Raw genomic sequence first — 21,439 nt, 5'->3', positions numbered from 1 at the left:
GCGGCAATCCACCGCCCTGTCAGATTGCGGGGAAAGTGATTGGGTAACAGATGCAGGCTTCAGGCGGCCGACTGTGCGAACAGCGACTCCATCTCCTGCCGCAGCTTGAAGGCCGAGAGATTGCGGTCGATCTCGATGTCGTCCCAAGTCAGGGACTGGTCCTTGGCGACAGGCCGGCGCAGCTTGAGGTGGTGCGCCAGACCCAGCGGCAGGCAGCCGCGGCGCAGGGACTCGCGCGCCGAGGAGATTTTGCCGAAGACCGTGTAGCCGCCCTCTCCGTCGAGCAGTTCGCCCGGCTTCAGATCGCGCTTGGCCGTAGCCACCACGTCGGCATTGAAGTGCCGCGCCACGCCGGTGGGTTCGCCGCGCAGGCCCACGCTAGCCACGGAAATGCCCAGCTCCAGCCCGATCAGGTGCCACTTCTTGTACTGCACCATGCACTGGCCGTTCGGGTCAGTAAACACCTGGTACTCCTTGAAGCAACGGCGAATGTACTCATTGGGCGCTTCCACGCACACCCAAACACCCTTGCGGATGTCATAGCCCACTGAACTACCGTCGGTCTTGAGCGAGGAGACGACGTCGACCACACCCTTCTTCGACAACACACCACCATCGGCACGCAGACGCATCACGGTCGGAATATGCTCCACTGACGCGGGTGCGAAGCTCAAGCCCTCGTCAGGCGCCAGTAAGCCGGTGGCATTGGCGATGGCCGTGCTTTCGATGGCCGGCTTGGAGCCGTCCAGGAAGGCGTTGAACATCTTGGGGTTCATGCCGCCGATGCGCGCCTGCTCAGCGGTCACGCCCCAGTGGTCCCACACCGTGTCGGGCGTGGATTCGCGGAACTGCGGCAGCCACTTGTGGCCGCGCCCCGCCGCCACGATGGGGAAGCCGCAGGTGCGCGCCCAGTCCACCAACTCGCACGCCAGGCCGGGCTGGTCGCCATAGGCCAGCGAATACACCACGCCCGCCTGCCGCGCGCGGTGGGCCAGCAGCGGACCGCAGAAGGCGTCGGCCTCCACGGTCACGTTGATGACGTGCTTGCCGTGGCCGAAGGCCCCCAGGCAGTGGTCCACGGCGGCAATCGGGTTGCCGGTGCATTCGATGACGATGTCGATGCCCGGGTGCGCCACCAGCACTTGCCAGTCGTCGCCCACGTGGGTGGTGCCGCTGCGCAGGGCCTCATCAATGGATGCGGCCTGGGCGCGCTCGGGCTCCCAATGCACGCGGGCCAGGGCAGCATGGGCGTTGGCGGGCGAGAGGTCGGCAATCGCCGCCAGATGCACGCCCGGCGTGCGCGGCACCTGGGCCAGGTACATGGAGCCGAATTTGCCCGCGCCGATCAGGCCGACGCGCAGGGGCTTGCCTTGTTCGGCGCGTTGCAGGAGTTGGAGGTGGAAGTTCATGGTGATATGTCTCGGTCAAAAATCAGGTGCGTGGTTGGGCCAGGAAGTCGAGGTCACAGCCTTCGGGGGCCTGGGTGACGGTGCGCTGGTACAGGCCCTGGTAGCCGCCTTGTTTGGGCGGCGGGGGCTTCACGGTGGCCAGACGGCGCGCGATTTCTTCAGGGGGCACCAGCAGGTCGATGCTCTTGTTCGCCACCGACAGGCGGATGCGGTCGCCGTTGTGCACGGCGGCCAGAGGCCCGCCCGCGGCCGCCTCGGGCGCAACGTGCAGCACGATGGTTCCGTAGGCCGTGCCGCTCATGCGCGCGTCGGAGATGCGCACCATGTCCTTGACCCCGGCGCGCGCCAGCTTGGCGGGGATGGGCAGGTAGCCCGCCTCGGGCATACCGGCGGCCAGCGGCCCGGCGTTTTTCAGCACCAGCACGTCGTTGGCGTTCACGTCCAGATCGGGGTCGTCGATGCGGGCGGACAGGTCTTCCAGGTCTTCAAACACCACGGCTCGGCCCTCGGTCTCGAACAGGGCCGGCGTGGCGGCGGCGCGCTTGAAGATGGCCCCTTGGGGTGCCAGGCTGCCGTGCAGCGCAATCAGCCCGCCCACAGGGGAGACGGGGGCATTAAAGCTGCGGATGACCTTGCGGTCTACCCAGCCTTGGGGTTCATCCAGGCGCTCGCGCAGCGTGCGGCCGTCGATGGTCAGGCAATCCAGGTGCAGCAGCGGGCGCAGTTCGCGCAGCACCGCGCCCATGCCGCCCGCGGCGTGGAAGTCTTCCATGTAGCCCTCGCCCACGGGCTTGAGGTCCACCAGCACCGGCGTTTCGTCGGAGATCTGGTTCAGCCGCTCGGGGCTGACGCGGATGCCCAGCCGCCCGGCCACCGCCGTCAGGTGGATGATGGCGTTGGTGGAGCCGCCCAGCGCCATCAGCACGCGGAAGGCATTTTCTACCGACTGCCCGGTGATGATCTGTGCGGGCAGTATGGGCTGGTGCGCCAGGCGCACGGCGGCCTTGCCGGTTTCCTCGGCGGCCACCAGGCGCTGCGAGTCCACAGCCGGAATGGCCGCAGTGCCCGGCAAGGCGATGCCGAGCGCTTCGGTCAGGCAGGCCATGGTGCTGGCCGTGCCCATGACGGCGCAGGTACCGGCGGTGGTCGCGAGACGGGTCTCGACGGTCTGGATCTCGCACTGATCGATCTCGCCCGCACGGAACTTTCCCCAGAAGCGCCGGCAGTCGGTGCATGCGCCCAGGCGTTCGCCCTTGTGGCGTCCGGTGGACATGGGGCCGGTCACCAATTGAATGGCAGGCCGTCCAGCCGAGGCTGCGCCCATCAGTTGCGCCGGCACGGTCTTGTCGCAGCCGCCGATCAGCACCACCGCGTCCATGGGCTGGGCGCGCACCATTTCCTCCACGTCCATGGACATGAGGTTGCGGTAGACCATGCTGGTCGGGTTCAAAAACACCTCGCCCAGCGACACGGTGGGAAAGGCGCGCGGCAGGCCGCCTGCCGCCAGAATGCCGCGCGAGACCGCCTCCACCAGTTGCGGCATGTAGCGGTGGCAGTTGTTGAAGTCGCTGGGCGACGCGGCAATGCCGATCACCGGGCGCGACAGCAGCTCGCCCGAGATGCCCATGGAATGCGCCATGGAGCGGCGCAGGTAGCGCGCGAAGTCGCGGTCGCCGTAGTTGGTCAGGCCATTGTCCAGGCCGAGGGGTTTGGTGCCGTGTTCAGCCATGGTTTGCTCCCGTATCTGCTTGGAAGGTGACGTTCAGAAGGTCTTCGTAGAAGGCGACCATCGCGCCCTTGTCCTTGGCCCCGTGGCCCGCCAGCAGGCTCATCTGGTAGGTGGCCGTGGCGGCGGCCAGCACTGGCATGGGCACGCAGTGGCGCGCGCCCAGTTCGGCCGCGCTCACCAGATCCTTGTAGGCCGCCTGCAGCGGGTAGCCGTCGCCGAAGTTGCGCTCCAGAATGCGCGGCAGGAAGAATTCCGAGGCATAGCTGCGCCCCGTGCCGCTATTGATGACCGAGGCCACCTGGGCCGGGTCCAGCCCCATGCGGCGCGACATGGGCAGGATTTCTGCCAGCGCTGCACAGTGGATGTCGAACAGCAGCTGGTTGACCAGCTTGGTGAGCTGCCCGCTGCCCGCAGGCCCCATGAACAGCACGTTGTTGCCCATGCGCTCCAGCCAGGGGTGCACGGCGTCGAACACGCGCCGCTCGCCGCCGCACATGATGGTTAGCGTGCCCGCCTCGGCGCGGGACTGCATTCCGGACACGGGCGCATCGAGAAAGTCGATACCGAGCTGGGACAGCCGTTGATGGAATTCCAGCGTTGCGCCATGCTCCACCGTGCTGGTGTCCACCACGATGGTGCCGGGCCGCAGCCGCTGCGCCAGCCCTTCGGGGCCGAACAGCACGTCGCGGATCACTGCCACGCCGGGCAGGCTCAGGAAGATGATTTGCGCATTTGCCAATTCGGCGGGCGTCTCCACCGCGGTGGCACCCTGCGCGCGCAAGGCGGGGTAGGCGTTCTGGATCTTGGAGGTCACCCACAGGTCGGTGCCCTCTTGCACCAAGCGCAGCGCCATGGGCTTGCCCATCTGGCCCAGGCCGATGAAACCTACTTTGGTTGGCGAAAGGGGCGCGTTCATGCGTCGGCCCTTTCAGAGATTTCGATCAGGTTCAGGTCCGGATCGCGCAGATAGATGGAGCGCAGCGGCCAGTTGGCCCCCGTGCGCCGCACCGGCCCTTCGATGATTTGCGCGCCGCGCTCGCGCAGGTGCGCAATGACCTCATCCAGCGGCCGTGCCGCGATGAAGCACAAATCCAGCGCGCCCGGCACCGGCAGGTGCGCCTTGGGCTCGAACTCGCTGCCCTTCACGTGCAGATTGATCTTCTGCTCGCCGAACTTGAACGCCTTGCGGCCCTGGCCGAAGGTCTCCAGCGTCATGCCCAGCAGGCCGACGTAGAAATCGACGCAAGCTTGCTCGTCGGTGGTGGTCAGCACCAGATGATCCAGATGGTGAATCATGAGTCCTCCATGGGTTGAATTGCCGTTTTGAGAATGCTTGCATATTAAGTAGCAACATTTCCAATGAGAAATCCAAATTTCACATCCATCCTTCGCATAATGCGAAGGATGGATAAAAGGAGATACAACCCAATGGCAACCGACCTTATCAATCCCGCCCGCATCGACTTCGTGACGCTGCGATTGTTTTGTGCCGTCGCGCAGACAGGCAGCATTACCAAGGGGGCGGAACGCTGCCATCTAGCTCTTTCGGCAGCCAGCAGGCGAATGTCGGACTTCGAGGCCGCTTCGAAGGCCATGCTGATGGAACGCACGGCGCAGGGTGTTCGCCTCACGCCGGCGGGGCACGTGGCGCTTCAGCACGCCATGCGACTGTTCCAGGGGTTCGAACTGTTCAGCAATGAGCTGAGCGAATACTCCAGCGGCTCCCGTGGCCACGTGCGTCTGTGGGCCAATATGTCTGCGTTGGTGGAGTTCCTGCCGACCGCGCTGGCCGGCTTTCTAAAACGCTATCCAGAAACGCGGGTAGAGGTCGAAGAGCAACTGACAGGCGATATCGTGCGTGCGGTGGTTGAAGGTGTGGCCGATGTCGGCATCTTCGTCGCCGGAGCGCCCGCCCATGGGTTGAATGTGAGGCCCTACCAAACCGATCAGCTCGTCGTGCTGTGCGCACAGTCTCATCCCCTGGCCGAGCACGACGAGATTGATTTCAAGAATTGCCTTACCCATGACTTCGTGGGGCTGAACCGGGGAAGTTCGCTGTTGAATGCTATCGCCACGGCGGCGCAAGAGGCTGGCTTTCCGCTGCGACTTCGCGTGCAGGTGCGCAGCTTCGACGCCATGTGCGAAATGATCGCGGCCAACTTGGGGGTCGGTGTGCTGCCCTTGGGTACCTGTGCACGCAAACTGAAGCCGTGGGGGCTCAAGGCGATACGGTTGCGAGATGCCTGGGCAAGGCGTGAACTTCTGATAGCAACAAGTGCGAACCGCACGCTCTCGACCTCGGCAGCACTCCTTGTCGAACACCTGACGCGGGCGTGATGTTCAGTGAACGACTTGAGACAACCGCTGCCGCAGGCGCTCATCCTTGACGCCGGCCTCGTACATCGCCGAGAAGCGGGCATCCATCTTGGCCAGGGCATCGTTGATCCACCGCCGGATCGGGCGCAGCGAGTGGTCAGCCAGCACGAAGTTCTCAAGCCTGACGGTGGTAAACAGCGATTCGTTGTACCCGTTTACTCCGAGCATGCTCAATCAATCCTTGTTCGATGACAGGTCGATGGTCCTTGTTGCGGACGAGCAAGCAAAAAACTACTTTTATGACACAGTAAGACTAACGACTTGCGAGTGTATGGGTGACGACGGGGCAGGGGAACTTCAGACTAGTAAAAACCATAGCTTTTCACGATTGATGGATGGGCGCTGTAGCCTTATTTCTTATCAATATTCCCGTCAATTCGATGGCGGAAAGGTGTTCACGATATTCGCTGCGCCGCGGAACTGGGACCGGTTGACGAGGAGGAATTGCAGTGTCATCTTGTCATTCAGCAGGTCGCTCACGTTGCCGCTGGCGGCGGCGCGCCGCCCCACCATCACGCCATGGAGGTTGTCCGGCGTCTGGGCGGCCGTGAAATGGTTGCCGTTGACGCCGATGAGCACGCCGGCGCACAGGCTGGGGGCGGCGCTGAAGCTGTTGCCCTGCAGCACCACGGTGTGGAACAGACCGTCGAATTTCCGGGCGGTCAGCAGCTTGAGCAGTTCCACGCCCAGATTCAGGCGCCGCAGCCGGTTATGCCCCAGCACCAGCTGGCCGCGGCCGGCCGGCACCTGGAAGTCGCCGTTCACCAGCGCGTTCACCAGGGCCGCGGCGGCCTGGTTGGCGCTCGCCGGGTCGGGGTCGGGCATGCCGTAGAACGCCAGGTCGCCAGCGATCTGGCTGTGCATGACCTCGCACAGGCCGGTAACGCTCTGTACCACCACCGAGGCCGGCGCCGCGGCGGCCACTTCGCATTGGTGCATGCGCAACTCGCCCGCACCGTCCACCACGATCCAGGGTTGGGGCAGGTCCTGCTTGCCAACGATGCGCAGCCCATGCAGGCCCAGCTCCCTGTTGCCCGTCAGCTGCAGCGCGGTGCCGGGATCCATGGCCAGGTGCAGGTCGTGCAACTCCAGCGCGGCAAACCCGCCCAGCGCCAGCGGCCCATGCACGGCAATGGTGGCCGTGGGTCCGCAGCCGTGCAGCGACAGCCTGGATGCGGGATCGACCTGATTCACGCCCAGGCCTTTCAGCTCATGGCTGCCGGGCAGAAAGCAGAGGCACAGCTGGCCGCGTTCCTTGAGCAGTTTCTGCAGCAGATCGCTGTCCAGCTGTTCAAAGTCGCCGCCCTTGCCGATGGTGACGCAGCAGCCGCCACCCTGCTGCACCGGGGCCTGGGCCGTAGCCGAGAACACCAGGGTCTGCTGCGCCAGCGGGTCGCCGCCGCTGGTGAGCAGGTTGGCGCGCACGCGCTGCTGCGCCGCGCTGCCCAGCTGCCAGGCGCATTGGGCCAGGCCTGCGGCATCGGTGCTGACCTCGGCCGGGCTGAGCGCGCCGCCGCCGGCCTCCACCGTGAAGCGCACGTGCGCCCCCTTTACGGGCAGCGCGCCGCGCGCCACGCGCAGGCGCAGTGGCTCGGCCAGCGCGGCGCCGGGCGCGGCCTGCTGGCCGTCGCCGCCCACGTACAGCAGCTGCGTGAGCTGGGTCAGCGGCGGGAACCATTCGCGGCAGTCGGTGATGGCGCTGATGAGGCCGGCGGCGTCCACCGTCACCAGGCCCAGGCGCGCCCAGCCGTCGCCCACGCCGGCGGGCGGGCAGGGCAGCGGCGCGCCGTCTTCGTCCCGTGGCCATTCGACATCGGCCGTGGCGGTGCGTGCCGGTATCTGCCAGTAGTCGCCCACGCGGTAGCTGCCGCCGGGGGCAAAGCGCACCTGCACGCCGTCTTCCAGCGTGATCCAGCTGTCTTCCACCAGGTCCAGCGCGTTCTGGCCGGCGGCAGTGGGCCGCTGCTCCCAGCGCCGCAGCAGCGGGTGCAGGCTGCCGTCCTGCCCTAGGCTGCCCGTGGGCAGGCCGGCCAGCACCAGCTCCAGGGCGTCGTCGCCGTCGTTCAGGTACTCGAACAACTGGCCCGCGCGCTGCTGCAGCGCGGCCATGTCGTCCAGCAGCTCCACGCGGTCGTGCGGCGCCAGGTCCAGGTTGGCGTCGCGCCCGCGCGCGGCCACGCGCACGGTGGTGCGGTTGGCCACGGTGTCGATGCTCACGGACTGCACGGCGTAGGCCACGCAGGCGTTCTCGCGCGACCACTTGAAGGTGGCGGCCCCCGTGCCGGCGTCCACGCTGTGGATCTCCACGCGGTAGAGCTGGTTTTCCAGCCGGCGATAGCCGGCGCTGGCGGCCAGCTCGCACACGCCCGTGGCGGCCAGCTCGGGCTCGGCGCGCGCGGCCAGGCGCGCGCCGGGGGGCGCCGTCAGCTGGCTCCAGAGCGCCACCTGGGCGTTGCAATGCCAGGGCGTGTTGTTGGGCGAGGGCGGCAGTGCCAGGGCGCGCACCTGGGCGATCTGGCGCGAGCGCGTGGCCGTGTCCGCTCCGCCCAGGGCGGTCTCGCGGATGGCGGGGTCTTCCAGCGCGCCGATGTGGCGCTGCCAGGCGCGCAGGTAGATCAGGTGCTGGCCCGGCGCCAGGCGCAGGGCCACGCCGCCATCGGGCTGGTTGGCCAGCGATGCGGCCTGCTCCCACACGCAATGCTGGCCCTGCACGTAGTAGCCGCCGGCGCTGACCAGCAGGCTGGCCGCGGGCAGGGCAGCCGGGGCGCCGGCGCCTGCGGCCGCCACGCGCCAGGCCTGGCCGCCGCCCACGGCCCAGGCGTCGGCCGTGCCCGCCACGGACAGGCCGGCCAGCTGCGGGCCGCCGGCCACGGGCTGCGCCGTCCAGCTCGCGCCACCGTTGCTCGTGACCAGCAGGGTGCCGCCGTCGCCGGCGGCCCAGCCGGTGTTGGCGTCGCGCATGCGCAGCGCGCGCAGCCGGGCCGTGCTGCCACTGTTTGCCGTGCTCCAGGTGGCGCCGCCATCGCTGCTCGTGAGCAGCGTGCCGCCGTCGCCCGCGGCCAGGGCCTGGGCGCCATTCAAGACCACGGCGCGCAGGGTGGCCGTGGTGCCGCTGTCGACCTTGGCCCAGCTCTGGCCGCCATCGGTGCTGCGCACGATGGCGCCGCCCCGGCCCACGGCCAGTCCGTTCTGGGCGCTGGTGAAGGCCACGGCATACAGGCGCGCCACGCCGGTGGCGTGCTGCGTCCAGGTGCCGCCACCGTCCACGGTGCGCAGGGCCAGGCCGCCATCTCCCACGGCCCAGGCATGCTGGGCGTCGGTCGCGGCGGCGCCGCGCAGGGTCTGCAGCGTGCCGCCGGCCTGCGCCGTCCAGGTGCTGCCGGCGTTGCTGGTGCGCAGCAGGGTGCCGCCGTCGCCCACGGCCCAGCCACTGGCGCTCGCGCGGGCCAGGGCGCGCAGGTGGCGCGTGCTGCCGGTGTGGGCCACGGTCCAGCTGGCGCCGCCGTTGCCGCTGACCAGCAGCACGCCGTCCTCGCCGGCGATCCAGATGCTGCTGGCGTCCTGGGCGTGCACGGCCAGCGCGGCCATGCCGCCCGAGAGCGCAAAGCCGGCGCCCTCGGCGGGGGCGCCGCTGGCGCCTATCACATCCCGGGCCAGCTGTTCGTGGCGCCGGCGCGTGATGTCGCCCTGCTCGTTGAAGTCCGCATCGGTGAGCACGCGGCCCTGCTGCAGTCGCACGGCGGTGTAGTGCTGGCGTGGGTCGAAGGTTTCGCGGGAGAGATCGCCTTGCATGTTGGTGCCTCCTCGTCAATTGGCGTAATGCAGCCCGGCGCTCAGGCCCAGGCGCAGGTATTCGGCGAGCGCGTCGCGCAGGTTGGCCTCGCGCTGGGGCTGGCGTAGTTGCTCGTAGGCGCCCATCTCGGCGCCGCTCTCGGCACCGGTGCGGATCTGCACGGCGCAGCGCTCATCGAGCTGGCCCAGCGCTGGGTCGCCATAACGGCGCGCGCTGAACAGCGGGCGCAGCGTGGCCTCGGCCTCGGCGCGCAAGGCCGCCTCCTGGGCGCCGGTCGGCGCCGGCAGGCCGGCGGCAAGCGCCGCCGTGCGCAGGGCTGCGATGCGGGTGTCGATCTCCAATTGCGGCTGGCAGCGGTAGCGGCGCGGCACGGCGGATGCCGGCGGCACGTAGCAAAAGCGCACGCAGCCCGTCTGGCGCCGCTCGGCCGTGACCGGGGCGTCGAAGATGCAGTCGCTGGCCGCGAGCGTGAGGCCATGCACGCTGCCGAAGAAGCTCGCGCGCTGCAGGTCCAGCGCGGCCTGGGAGGCATGCAGCGCCGGCGCGGGCGGCGCGCCGTCGTCCAGCAGGCCGATGATGCTGTCCGCCACGCTCACGCTGGTGACCGGGCCCGCGACCGCGATGGGCGCGCAGAGGCTGGCCAGCACGCGCAGCGCCAGGCGTGGGCTGTCGCCCGCCACCGTGATGTGGCTGCCGCCGGGCAGCACGCTGCAGTGCGCCAGCTCCACCTGGCCCAGCGGGCCGGAGATTTGCAGCGGCCCCTGCAGCAGCAGGCCGTTGAGGAACAGGGCGCCAGGGTTGCTGGAGCCCGCCGCCGCCGTGCCGAGCACCTGCAGCTTGCCGTGCCAGTGCGCGCGCACGTCGCGCGCCTCGAAGCGGCCCGGCAGGCGCCCCACGGTGCCCGGCAGCGCGCCAGGAATGGGCACGAGCGGCCATTGGCCGGCGACGATCATCAGCCGCGAGCCCTCGGCGATGTGGATGGAGAGCGGCGCGGCGTCGGTCTCGCTCAGGCTGTCCATGAGCACGATCACACCGGTGCGGCCGGCTGGCTGTGCGTTCCAGGCCGCGACGGCGTCGCGCAGCGTGGCAAACAGCTGGCCCGTGCCGCCCAGCGGCAGCAGGTGGGTGACGCCCGCCTGCCAGACCGTGGGGTCGAAGAAACCACCCGCATCGTCCTCGGTCGCCTGGCCCTGGGACAGGCTGCGGCTTGCTGCACGCAGCGCGTCGCCGCGGTCGTAGGGGCCGCCGCCGATGTCGGCCACGCTGCCATGCGCGGCCTGCAGCCAGACCTGTTGCACGTTGAGCCCGGCCGCAAAGGCAATGCGCCCGCGCCGCACATCCAGGGCCGCCACGCGCGGCGTGGGGAGGGCCTGTTCCACGGCGTCGGGAATCTCGCAGATCCACAGGCCCTCGCGCGCCACCTCCACCGGCAGTGTCTCGCCCGCGAGCCGGGCGAACACGCGCAGCACCGGGGCGGCCTGGGTCATGAACACGGGCGCGGGCTGCGCGCTGCCGGCGCGCAGCCGTTCCAGCTCGGCATGCAGGGCCAGTGCGCGCAGGGGGGCGCTCACATGCTGCTCGCGCGCGGCCTGGGTCACGGCGCCGCCCGATTCGGTGCGCGGAATATTGAACAGCGGTGCATCCACCCCGGCCGGGTGCATGTGCCAGAAGCCCGCGCCGCTGTCGCGGGCGCTGAAGAAATCGGCGTCCGCTTCGCCGGGCGCGCCCTGGCCCAGCGGCTGCGCGCGCAGGCGCCACAGGAAGATGCCTACATTGGAGATGTTGAAACGCCCGCCGCGCGGGTCGGCGTTGCGCACCTCCAGGGTGTGCGCGAAGGCATCGAAGGCACTGCCATACGCCTGGGCCAGCTCGGCGCCTGCCGCGTCGCGCACGCCGGCCGTGGCTTGCGGCGCGCGGCGCACATGGTTCATGTGCTGCGTGGTTGCCAGGCGCTGGAAGTACTCCACGGCCACTGCCGGCCAGCCGGTCACGTCGCGCGCCAGCTGCTCCAGCACCAGGGCCGTGCCCTTGCGGCGCCGGTAGGCCAGGGTGTTGGCGACCCAGCCGCGCATGCTGACGCCGGCCGAGGGCACGGGCCGGATCGGCCGTGCGCCCACCAGGTCGCCGATATAGGGCACGGTCCATTCGTCGCAGGTCTCGATGAACCAGTTGTCATACAGGCGCGCGGTGTCGGCCTCGAGCGCCGTGAGTTCCTCTTCGATCACCGCCAGCAGCGCGCGCAGCGGCTGGCCCTGCTCGGCATCGCGCAGGCGGTGGATGGCGGGTAGCAGCTGGTACAGCCGTTCGGGGGTGAGCAGGCTCATGGCTTGGCCTCCAGCAGTTGCACTGCGGCGGGGTTGAGCAGCAGCAGCTCGGCCGGCTGCATGGCGCCTGTGGCCGCGTCCCATCGCGCGCCGAAGGCCGGCAGCACCTGCTGGGCGGTATCGCCGCCCGTGGCCGCGCCGTAGGGCTGCAGTACCGTCAGCTGCACCGCCACCACGCCCGGCACCTGTTGCAGCAGGGCCAGCACGGCCGCGGCGGTGACCGGCTGCGCCAGGTCGCGCGCCTCAAAGCCATAGGCCTGCAGCAGCCGCGTGCTGCCGTCGGCCAGCACGGCATCGGCCGTGTACTGCGGGTCTATCACCAGGGCGGCTGTGCAGCGGAAGTGGCGCAGCGCGGCGGCGGCAAGCGCAAAGTGCTGCGAAGGGTCGGACTGGTCGGTGATCGCCTGGCGCAGGTTGTCGAGCAGCTCGGCACCCGGCGCGCCGCCGGTCGCGCCGAGCACCGAAACCAGTACGCGCGGGGCACCAGCCACGCTGACCAGGTCGGCGCGCGCCTTGCCTATGCCGGGAAAGGCCCGGGCAAAGTCCTGGTAGTCGGACAGGGAGACCACGCGCTCGAAGGTCAGCAGCGTCAGCGGTGCGTTGCGGCGCGCGTCCTCCAGCTTCTCCGGGTCCTGGGCGCCGCCGGCCGGCAGCGGGTTGCTCACGCCGCGCAGGCCCAGGGGCATGGCACGCGGCATGGTCAGGCTGCCTGCCGCCACCTCGCCGTCTGCACCCATGCCGGTGCGGTAGCTGGCGCGCAGGTTCAACTGCCCGGTGGGCAGGCGCGCGCCCTGGCGGCCGTCACCAAACAGTAGGGTCATGCGCGCCTCGTTGTCTATGCGCGTGGCAAACACATGCTCGTCGGGCCCGGCGCCATACAGCGAGGGGCGCTCGTTCCACAGCAGGCCGTTGACGCGCAGCGCCAGCGTGCTCTGCGCGCCGCTGCTGTTCGCGGCCGACAGATGGGTGGTGGGCGGGCGGCGCAGCGTGAACTGCTGGAAGGGCCGGGACGCGTCGCCGCTGCCCAGCACCTCCTGCACGCTTTCGCCATGCGTGGCGGCGACCACGTTGGCATGGATGCGCAGGCCCTCACGCAGATAGCTGAATTGCAGGCCCTTGTTGCCCTTGAGCACCAGCGTGCTGCGGCCGTTGGCGTGCACCACGTCGTCGAGCAGCACAATCTCGGCCGCATCCACGCCGGGAATGTCGCTGCGCGGGCCGACGAAGGCCAGCGGCCTGCCGCGCGCCAGGCCCAGCACCATGGCGGAGAGCTCCACGTGCTGGCTGCCGGCCGCCACGGGGGCGTCTATGGGCAGCTCCACCAGCGGCTGGCGCCGGCTGGCCACATGGGCCGTGGTGTCGCGGAACGTGAAGCCCTCCGTGGGCGCCGATGCGAGTGGTTTGCCGTCGCTGCCGGCGATGCGCAATCCCATCGCACGGCCGGACAGGCCGTAGTCGGCTCGCGCGGCTTCACGGGCGTCGTACAGGACATAGGTGCTGGCCTTGGCTCCGGGTGCGTCGAACACCATCCAGCCGCCAGGGGCGAGTCCGGGTAGCGGCCGCTCCAGGTAGGCATGGTGGGGCGCGATGGTGCCTCCCTGCGAGTCGGTCCAGATGCCAGGGTTGGTGCCGTCCCAGTTTTTCGGGTAGTAGGCTGCGCCGCCCTTGGTGTTGCTGGCCGGCAGGGAGTTCCACTGCGGCGCGTTGTGGCCAAAGAAGCCCAGCCGCGCGCCAAAACTGAAGGCGCCGGCCTCGGGCGCGACCGGCTGGGCCGGCGGCTGCAGGCTGGCGCTGATGGCCTGCACCAGTTGCTGGCCGCTCCAGCCCTGGATGGCGAGCATGGCCTGCAATTCGGATTCTTGCCAGGCCTTTCCGCCGAAGGTGGTGGCGATGTTGCCGCTGGTGAAGGAGACGTTTTCCACCTGGGCCTGCGCATACTTGCCGACAGACAGCATGCCTACCGGCAGATACCACTGCAACTGCGGCGGCGCGGCCGGCTGGACGGGGTCGGGCAGGGGTTCAAGCGCTATGCGCACGCGCTGCAGCGCCTTTTCCTCCTTGACCTCGGTGGCGCGCAGCACCAGCTGGCGCAGCTTGCCGCCGTTCTTGCCGACAAACAGCAGCAACTCCCCGGCCTGGATGGTGTTGGCGTCTGCGCCCAGGTACACGCGGGCCACCTCCAGCGCATCGACGGTGGCGTCCACCGGCAGGCCCGGATCCAGCCGGTACAGGTCGCCGCTGGCGAGGCCCTGGTGCAGGCCGTCGGTGTTGGCAGGCACGCTGCCCTGCGGCAGCAGCAGCACCAGCCGCAGCACCAGCGGATTGGCGCCGCCGCTGATGTCCAGCAGCGCCATGTCGGCCGGCCGGGTCAGGCGCGGGCGCAGCGCATTCCATTCGGCGCGCGCCAGCAGCTCATCGGTGGTCTCGAACACCTGGGGCAGCTTGCCCTGTGGCGGAACGCTCTGGATGGGGCTTGCGGCGGCGATGGTGCATACGCCGGGCGCACCGGGCGCGTCCTCCACGGTGAACACCAGATGTACGCCCGCGGCCACGCCGGGGCGCAGCTCGTAGCCCACGGCGCGCGCCAGCTCCAGCACCGAGCGGCGCTCGGTCGCGGTGCGCAGAAAGCCTTCGTTGGCGATGCGCTCCTGGTAGAAGCTCAGCACGTCGGCCACGCAGGCGGCGGCGTCCACCAGGGCCAGCGTGGCGTCGCTGGCCTCGCGCGTGGTCAGCGCCGCCAGCGGGCGCGGCGCGGCGCTGCCGGTTGCCGGGTCGCGCCACAGCGGCAGTTCGGCCAGCATGCGCTGGTTGAAGCCGGGCTGGGTGTCGATGCGCCAGGCCAGGGCCGGCAGGCCCGGGGCGTTGTAGATGGCCGGGCGCGGCTGCTGGCCTTCGCAGCAGTGGCAGCCGGGCAGGGTGTCGTCGTTCATGGCCTGCCTCCCATGGCGTGTACCTCGAATGCAAGCTTGCCGTTCTGCGGCGCATTGCGGTCGTTGTCCAGCCGTGCGATCTCAAGGCGCGCCATGCCGATACGGCCCGCCGCCATCTCGCCCGCGGCGGCGCGGCCCAGGCGCTGAAAGCGCTGCGGCTGCACCAAGGCCACGCCCGGCACGGCCATGGCTGTGGCGACCACGGCACTCAGGTAGACCGGCTCGCCAAAGCTGAACTGGTCGGGGTGGAAAAATCCGCCGGGTGCCGTGCCAAACACCTGCAGCAGTCGCTGCTCGACGTCGGCGGTGAAATACCCCGGCTTGGCGCACACATGCAGCGCGAGGTCCAGCGCCACGTAGGCCGGTGCGTCTATCTCCACGTCATGGCCGGCCAGGCGAAAGCGGTCGATGAAGGTGCTGATGCTGTCCTCGAAGTCCGGATCCACGCCCGCGTCGCCACGCCGGTCCACGGTGATGAAGATGGTGTGCCAGCTGCCCGTCCAGCGCCTTGTGGCCACGGCGCGCTGCACGCGCGCGTCGCGCATGGCTATGGCGGCATAGTCCTCGGGCGTGACGGCGCGCTCTTGGCGGCGAAAGGCCTGCGGCGCTTCCATGCGTGCGCGCGCCAGCGCCAGGGGCTCGGCACCGCCGCTGGCGGCCAGGGGATTGCGCACGCGCGTGATGCCGTCGAAGTCGCACAGCACATGGGCGATGGCGTCGGCCCCGACGTTGCCGGCGCTGCCATTGCCCTCGCGCATGCGCACGGACAGGGTGTCGAGCGTGCCCGGGCTGCGCCCATTGATGCCGTCGCCAAAGCGCAGCAGCACGCTGCCGTCGGCCTCGGTCTCGACCACGAAGTCGGCCGCCTGGCCAGCGCTGCCCAGCAGGTCGCGCTGCACGGTCCAGATGCGGCCGTCGCCGTCGCTCGTGACCCGCAGGGCCTCGCGCTGCTCGGCCAGCTCGCGCCGCAGGGCTGCCGTGGCCGGTGCCGCGGCATCGACCAGCGTCCATTGGTCGTGCGCATCGCGTACCAGGCCCTGGCGCGTGAGCGGCCGAGGGCTTTCATTGGCCGGCCGCAGGCGCGGCACGCGCCCGCCGGGCACGGGCAGCAGCTTTTGGGTGCCGGCCGGGCTCATGCCATGGTCTGCCAGCGCCACATTCGCGCAGGCGCCGGCCATGTCCTGCACCAGCGTCCCGCCGATCACTTTGGATAGGCACAGGTCGAACGGCAGGGCATCGCCCGCCGCCCATTGCACCTCCACGATGGGCTGCCGGGTCACGGGGTCGCGCCGCGGTGTGGGCGCGGGCGTGCGGCTGGCATCGGCCTCGGGATCGACATGGGTGAGCCGCACCACATGGCGCTGCAGCGGGTCGGCGTCCTGCGGCAGGCCGTTGCTGGTGCCGGCTCGGGCCTCCAGCAGCAGCAGGTCGCCGGCGCGCAGGCGCAGGCGCCGCGCCATGTTGTCGCGCAGGAAGGCGCGTGTGGCGCCGCGCGGCAGGCAGCAGGCCTCGTCGCTCCAGGTGTAGAAGCGCAGGTCGTTGTGCGCGCTGTAGAGCGTGAGCGGCGTCAGCAGCTCGAACGGCTGGGAGCCGGCCGCAACCAGTTCGCCGGCCTGTGTGCGCGAGGCCAGGCGCCGGCCGGTGCCGGCCGCCTGGGTCAGCAGCAGCGTGCCGTCCAGGCCGGTCGCCGCGTCGCAGGCGGCCAGTTGCCGGCCATCGGCCGTGGCGGCTATCTCGAAGGCGACCCAGGCGCGCGCGTTGCGGCCCTCGTGCAGCGTGTAGTCCAGCAGCCTGGTGTGGCGCTTGACGGAGATGCGCTGGCGCGCCGTGCCCAGGTAGGCCTCGGTGGCCACCGCGTCCTGGAAGTAGGCGATCTCGTCGGCGCGCCAGGCCAGGGCCTCGCCGAGGGTGACCAGCAGGTCCGCCGGGTTGCGTTCGCGCCAGTCGGGCATGAGCACCGACAGCCGGTCCAGCGCCAGGCGGCGAAAACTTGGGTAGTCGCGCACCAGGTAGTCGATGTCGGGGATTGGCCGGGCCTCGGGCCGGCAGGGGCTGGCCTCGCGGCAGTCGAAGTCGCTGGGGCAATCGACCTTGAAGCCGAACGTGATCTGCGCCAGGGCCGGGTCTATGCCGTCGGGAGGCTGATCCGCACCGGCCGAAGCCACCAGGCGCAACTGGTAGCGCGAGAAATCGCCGCTGGCATCGAGCTCCACCGTCAGCTGCTTGCCGCTGACGCTTACCTCCAGCACGCGCGGGTCACGCACGCGCTGGCCGCCTCGCACCTCGACGTTGCCGGCTGTCAGCGGCGCGCTGGGCGCCTTGGCCAGGTCGTGCACGAAGTGCAGCACCAGGCGCGGCTGGCCGTGAATGACCTCCAGGTATTCGATGCCATTGAACCAGCGCGGCGGCAACTCCTGCGCGGCGGCGCGCAGGGCGGCGACGCGGCGCGGGTTCTGGCAGAGATATTGCTGCGTGCTCATGATGCGAGGCGCCTGGTGAATTGGGCCTCGCCGGGCTGCTGTGTCTCGAGCACGGTGTAGCGCACGCTCACCCTGAGCGTGGCGTCCTCGCTGCTGGCGGCGACTTCATCGATACGCAGCAGATGCCCCAGCCACTGCTGCAGCGAGGCCTGTACCAGTGCCTGCACGGTCACGGCCAGCTCCGGGCTGTTGGGCGCAAACACCAGCTGCATCAGGCCGCAGCCGAAATCGGGCCGGTTCACGCGCTCGCCCGGCACGGTGAACAGCAACTGCTCGATCAGGCCGTGCAGCCAAGCCTCGCGCGTGGCCTCATGCGTGCGGCCACGCCCATCGGTGCGGTAGGGAAAGGCGGCATAAGAGCTCATGGTTCACATTCCTATGACGCGGGTTTGTGCGGCCACTGGCATGAGTGGCGTGCCCGTGGGCGTGCAGATGGCCTGGCCGCTCATCACGAGCACCGGCTGGCCGGCGGCGAACACGCGCGTGGCCGCCACCACCCATTGCGCCGTGATGCAGGGGCCGTTGCCCTGCGGCGGCGAGAACGCGCAGCCGGCCACCAGCCAGGGTGCGGCCTGCGTGGCCACGGGCTGGCCCGAGACCAGCACGCGCGGCACGGGCGCGCTGGGCGTGGCCTGGCCGCCATGGGCACACAGCACGGTGGCGCCAAGGTGCAGCAGGGGGCCGGGCATGTCAGACCACCGTCAACGCGCCGGCGTTGATGTTCACCGTGGGGCCGGTCATGATCAGCGACGCACCCTTGCCGTTCTGGATGTAGATGCCGGTGTCGTTGACGATCAGCGTGGCGCCGGTGGCGCTCTTGAGCATGATGCCGCCCGTGGGGCCGGGCAGGTCGCTGACTGTGAGGCCGTTCTGCAGCGTGGTCTGCAGCGTGAAGGCCTGCACCCCGGGCGGCGTGGCGCGCGCCAGCGCCGGCACCTCGGCCGCGCTGCCCCAGAAGCAGCCGACCCAGATGGGGTGGTCGGAGTCGCCCTGCTCGAACTCGATCCATACGCCCGAGCCGATCATGGGCAGCGCGAACATGCCGTTCTGCATGCCGGCCACGGGCACGCAGGGCATGGCCCAGGTGACGGGCAGCAGACCGGCCACGTCGGGCACCTGCACCTGCAGCCGGCCGATCTGCAGGGGGTCGATGTTGTTGAGCACCATGCCGCGGTATTTGCCGTAGAACTTGTCGCTCATCGTCATCCTCCTTCTCTGTCAGGCCGGCACCGAGGGTGTGATCGACACCAGGCCATTGCGCGTGAGCTCGAAGCTCTGCTTGAACTCGCCGCGCTTGAGCCTGCTGGTCACGCTCTTGACGTAGTACAGGCCGTCATAAGCCACGCCCGCGCCGCGCACGCCCACCAGGCCGCGCGCCTTGAGCATGCGGCCGTAGCGCAGCACGTTCAGGCTGCCGCTGCCGCTCACGGCATCCTGCGACCTGGCGGCCTCGGCCAGGCCGGCCGAGATGGCGCGCATGGGGCTCATCTTGGCCGTGTCCTTGAGCAGCTTGAGGTTGGCAATCGGCGTGGGCAGCAGGCCCAGCGGCGGCTGCAGCGGGTTCAGGTTCGGAATCGGTATCGGTATCGGCACGCGCGTCAGCTGGTTCTGGATGTAGACCAGCGGCAGCACGCCCTTGGTCGGGTCGAACGAGAACGACAGCGACTCCACGTTGGTCAGCGCGTCCATGTCCAGGTTCAGCGCCGGCTGCGGCACGCCGAGCTTGATCTCGGGACCGAAGTAGGCAATGTTGCTGCCCGCGGCAGGGCCGGGCTCCACATAGAACACATAGCCGACCTGGCGCGCCAGCTCCTGGATGTAGGCCAGGTCCGTGCCCTTCTGCGCCGGTATCTTGTCGATCGGGATCTGCACGTCGGGGAACAGCACCGGGATCACCATCGGTATCAGGCCGAAGGGCGCGTACTTGGCGCACAGCAGCGCCACGCGGCCCTCGACCGGCACGGCTGGAAACGGCAGGCCGCTCCAGTCCTGCATGTCCATGGCCTTGGTGACGTCCTCGCCCGTTACCGTGAGCGTGCCGGCCTGGCCGCGGCCGCCGGGCTGCACCTCCACATGGGTCATCACGCCGTCGAACAGCGGCTGGGCGCTGCCGTTCATGCTGACGATGAGCAGCACGCGCAGCGGCGGCGTGGCCATGCCGGTGTTGCCGGCGGCCGCGAGCAGGAAGATGGTGTTGAGCGGCGAGCGCGCGGTGATCGTGAACGTGAGCTGAAAGCCCGAGGCGCTGCCGGCGGCCGTGCGCACCTCCACGCTCTGCAGCGCGTCCAGCACCACGCGCGGCACCGGCAGCGGCACCATGGGGCCGACGAGCAGGGTGAGCTGTATGCCCTGGGTGAACATGGTCAGCTATCGGCGGGGGGCGGCACGCCCTCGGGCAGGGTGATGCGCACGCGCGTGCCGGGCTGGGCCACCATGGCCTCGGGCAGCATGGCGCCGTTGGCATCGGCCAGGCGCCACCATTGCTCGGCCACGCCCAGGTATTGCGCAGCCAGCTGGTCGGCGCGCTGGCCGGCGGCCAGCGTCACGGTCTGCACGGTGGCGAAGTTCCCGGGCGGCGGCAGAAAGCGGCGCGTGACATAGGCCACGGTACGGCCATCGGGCAAGCGGGCCTGGGCCGTGGGCAGGCCGTGGTAGCGGCTGTCCGGCGCGAAGGCCGGCTGGGCCAGGCCGTTGGCCTGCAGGAAGGCTGCGATAGGGTCGGTCATGGTCAGATTCCCGTCACGCCCAGCGTGGCAAGCGAGACCGGTTGGGCCTTGGCCGCAAGCTGCTCACGGTTTTGCAGATGGCTCATGAACAGGGCGCCACCCTTGGAGGCAAAGCCCAGGTCGTCCACCGTCAGCACGCGCAGGCCGAACGAAGCCTTGGCGTGGATGGGATTCAGCGCCGGATCGAAGGCCTGTTCGGTCACCGAAAAGCTGGCCAGCTTGACCGGAATCACCCGGCCCGCGCCCCACACCAGCAGCAGCAGCGGCGCCAGCATGGGCGCGATCTCCAGCATGCCCGAACTGGCCTGGCTGTTCACCTTGCGCAGCTGCGCGCTGCTGGGTTGCGACAGCGACTCCAGCAGCGCGATCTGCGGCGCCAGGCCGTGGGCCACGGCGCTGGCATGTTGATCGGGAAACTCCAGCTGGTCGGTGGCGTCCAGGTCCGCCTCGAAGCTGATGGTCTCCAGCGCCACCCCCTTGAAGCGCGTGGGTTCGGCGCGGTCCGTGCCGGCCTCGCCGCTTTCCTGGCCTTTCAGCTCGCGCCTGAGCGATTCGGCGTTGTATTGCAGCGCGATCACGCGCTGCACCTGGGCGGTGTCCGGATCGACGAGCACCAGGCCGCCCTTGATGAGCCGGGGGGAGAAGGGGGTGCTCATGTCATGCCCCCACCAGCAGCTGCAGCACGGTGCCGCTGGCAGCATCGATGACCACGCGTGCGTCATAGTCGGCGCCCAGCATGTGTGGTGGTGTCTCATGCACGAAGGTCACGGTGATGCGCCCCTCTGTGCGCGTGATGTCGATCGGCGCGCCTGGTACGGGCCGGGCCTTGCCGGCGATGGCCTCCCGGGCAATGGCCAGGGCCTGGGTGTTGCTGAGCTCCGCCATGATGTCCTCCTCCTTGTTCTTTCGGCTCAGCTGCGCTGGTTGGGGCCGGAGTGATAGCGCGTGGCCGCGGAATTCAGCGGGTGACCGCCAGGTATCGTGCCGGAGCCGGCGGGCGATTCCACGTAGTCGTAGATCACGCCGACGACGTTGTTGCTGTTGTGAAAGCGGTTGTCGGCGCCGCTCGGGCCCACGCCGCGCGTACCGGTGCGGTGCGTCATGGGCGTGTGCGTGTGGAACAGCCCGACGGCGAACACCGTGCCGCTGTCGGCGGGTTTGCTGCCGGGGTCTGCGGCGCCGGTCTCGTCCGGCCCCACCGAGGGCCCGGTGAAGGTCGGCGCGCAGGTGTAGTCGGAGCTGGACGTGTCGTACTTGATCCAGAACCCCTGCTCGCGCCGGCTGGTGGCGGTGGTGGCGGCCTTGGTTTCCGTCCACGCGGCATCCATGGCCGTGGTGACCGTGGCGTTGCCGATGATCTGGGCGTAGGTCGGAAAGGTGGGGGCCGCGGGGGTGCCGGCGTCCATGCCGGCGTCCGTGCCGGCATCCGCCTGCCGCAGCGGGCCCATGGCCGGCTCCAGCAGCCAATGCAGCCCAAAAACGGCCGTGCTTGCCGCAGGCCCGGCCTGGGCGCCGATGCGGGCGAAATCCAGCCGTGCCGCCCCCTGGTCCGGTGATGTGCTGGACACGCCCAGCGCCGCGGGGGGCGCAGCCTTGCGCGCCGCAGCCTGTGCAGACGGGCCAGGCAAGTCGCCGTGGGTCCTGGTGGCCTGTGTGTGTTGCATGTTCGGCT

The 21,439-nt window shown here is 69.7% G+C and carries 17 protein-coding genes and 1 pseudogene; 1 reads left to right on the top strand and 17 read right to left on the bottom strand.

The window, feature by feature from the left end; all coding sequences use genetic code 11:
- Window positions 1-59: 59 nt before the first annotated feature.
- The 4 genes from P7644_RS13220 to P7644_RS13205 are packed head-to-tail and all read right to left on the bottom strand — an operon-like array spanning window position 60 to window position 4,434.
- Window positions 60-1,409, bottom strand: coding sequence for an NAD(P)H-dependent oxidoreductase (locus P7644_RS13220; RefSeq protein WP_404299731.1), 1,350 nt, complete (start codon window positions 1,407-1,409; stop codon window positions 60-62).
- A gap of 22 nt (window positions 1,410-1,431) precedes the next feature.
- Window positions 1,432-3,138 (bottom strand): IlvD/Edd family dehydratase, encoded by a 1,707-nt coding sequence (locus P7644_RS13215; RefSeq protein ID WP_404299730.1) that lies wholly within the window; start codon window positions 3,136-3,138, stop codon window positions 1,432-1,434.
- Window positions 3,131-4,054, bottom strand: a complete 924-nt coding sequence (locus P7644_RS13210; RefSeq protein ID WP_404299729.1) for an NAD(P)-dependent oxidoreductase — start codon at window positions 4,052-4,054, stop codon at window positions 3,131-3,133. The genes P7644_RS13215 and P7644_RS13210 overlap by 8 nt, the downstream gene beginning before the upstream one ends.
- Window positions 4,051-4,434, bottom strand: a complete 384-nt coding sequence (locus P7644_RS13205) for a VOC family protein (RefSeq protein WP_404299728.1) — start codon at window positions 4,432-4,434, stop codon at window positions 4,051-4,053. The genes P7644_RS13210 and P7644_RS13205 overlap by 4 nt, the downstream gene beginning before the upstream one ends.
- A gap of 132 nt (window positions 4,435-4,566) precedes the next feature.
- Here P7644_RS13205 and P7644_RS13200 point away from each other — a divergent pair, with 132 nt between their 5' ends.
- A complete protein-coding gene (locus P7644_RS13200) occupies window positions 4,567-5,475 on the top strand; it encodes a LysR substrate-binding domain-containing protein (protein WP_404299727.1) in 909 nt (302 codons plus the stop codon).
- Window positions 5,476-5,567: 92 nt separating this feature from the next.
- Here P7644_RS13200 and P7644_RS13195 read toward each other — a convergent pair.
- From P7644_RS13195 to P7644_RS13135, 13 genes and pseudogenes are all read right to left on the bottom strand, one after another.
- Window positions 5,568-5,682 (bottom strand): annotated as a pseudogene (locus P7644_RS13195) (IS5/IS1182 family transposase); the annotation flags it as partial.
- 204 nt (window positions 5,683-5,886) lie between these two features.
- A complete protein-coding gene (locus tag P7644_RS13190; RefSeq protein WP_404299726.1) occupies window positions 5,887-9,306 on the bottom strand; it encodes a DUF6519 domain-containing protein in 3,420 nt (1,139 codons plus the stop codon).
- A 15-nt stretch (window positions 9,307-9,321) separates the two neighbouring features.
- Complete coding sequence (locus tag P7644_RS13185) at window positions 9,322-11,631, bottom strand: hypothetical protein (protein ID WP_404299725.1); 2,310 nt, start codon at window positions 11,629-11,631, stop codon at window positions 9,322-9,324.
- A complete protein-coding gene (locus P7644_RS13180) occupies window positions 11,628-14,561 on the bottom strand; it encodes a putative baseplate assembly protein (protein ID WP_404299724.1) in 2,934 nt (977 codons plus the stop codon). The genes P7644_RS13185 and P7644_RS13180 overlap by 4 nt, the downstream gene beginning before the upstream one ends.
- A complete protein-coding gene (locus tag P7644_RS13175; RefSeq protein WP_404299723.1) occupies window positions 14,558-17,041 on the bottom strand; it encodes a putative baseplate assembly protein in 2,484 nt (827 codons plus the stop codon). Before P7644_RS13175 ends, P7644_RS13180 begins: the two co-directional genes overlap by 4 nt.
- On the bottom strand, window positions 17,038-17,406 hold the full coding sequence (locus P7644_RS13170) for a GPW/gp25 family protein (RefSeq protein WP_404299722.1): 369 nt from the start codon (window positions 17,404-17,406) through the stop codon (window positions 17,038-17,040). Before P7644_RS13170 ends, P7644_RS13175 begins: the two co-directional genes overlap by 4 nt.
- Window positions 17,407-17,409: 3 nt before the next feature.
- Window positions 17,410-17,730 (bottom strand): hypothetical protein, encoded by a 321-nt coding sequence (locus tag P7644_RS13165; protein ID WP_404299721.1) that lies wholly within the window; start codon window positions 17,728-17,730, stop codon window positions 17,410-17,412.
- A 1-nt stretch (window position 17,731) separates the two neighbouring features.
- Window positions 17,732-18,241, bottom strand: coding sequence for a phage baseplate assembly protein V (locus P7644_RS13160; RefSeq protein ID WP_404299720.1), 510 nt, complete (start codon window positions 18,239-18,241; stop codon window positions 17,732-17,734).
- A gap of 18 nt (window positions 18,242-18,259) precedes the next feature.
- Window positions 18,260-19,402: a hypothetical protein gene (locus tag P7644_RS13155; RefSeq protein WP_404299719.1), complete on the bottom strand. Its 1,143-nt coding sequence runs from the start codon at window positions 19,400-19,402 to the stop codon at window positions 18,260-18,262.
- A gap of 2 nt (window positions 19,403-19,404) precedes the next feature.
- Complete coding sequence (locus P7644_RS13150) at window positions 19,405-19,767, bottom strand: LysM domain-containing protein (protein ID WP_404299718.1); 363 nt, start codon at window positions 19,765-19,767, stop codon at window positions 19,405-19,407.
- Between the two features lie 2 nt (window positions 19,768-19,769).
- A complete protein-coding gene (locus tag P7644_RS13145; protein WP_404299717.1) occupies window positions 19,770-20,423 on the bottom strand; it encodes a hypothetical protein in 654 nt (217 codons plus the stop codon).
- A 1-nt stretch (window position 20,424) separates the two neighbouring features.
- Window positions 20,425-20,652, bottom strand: a complete 228-nt coding sequence (locus P7644_RS13140) for a hypothetical protein (RefSeq protein ID WP_404299716.1) — start codon at window positions 20,650-20,652, stop codon at window positions 20,425-20,427.
- Window positions 20,653-20,678: 26 nt separating this feature from the next.
- Window positions 20,679-21,431: a hypothetical protein gene (locus P7644_RS13135; protein ID WP_404299715.1), complete on the bottom strand. Its 753-nt coding sequence runs from the start codon at window positions 21,429-21,431 to the stop codon at window positions 20,679-20,681.
- Window positions 21,432-21,439 lie beyond the last annotated feature (8 nt).

It is taken from the genome of Alicycliphilus denitrificans (genome assembly GCF_044792555.1).
Lineage (GTDB): Bacteria > Pseudomonadota > Gammaproteobacteria > Burkholderiales > Burkholderiaceae_C > Alicycliphilus > Alicycliphilus denitrificans_A.
The sequence above is the reverse complement of the archived record's forward strand: the minus strand, read 5'-3'. Positions and strand labels throughout refer to the sequence as shown.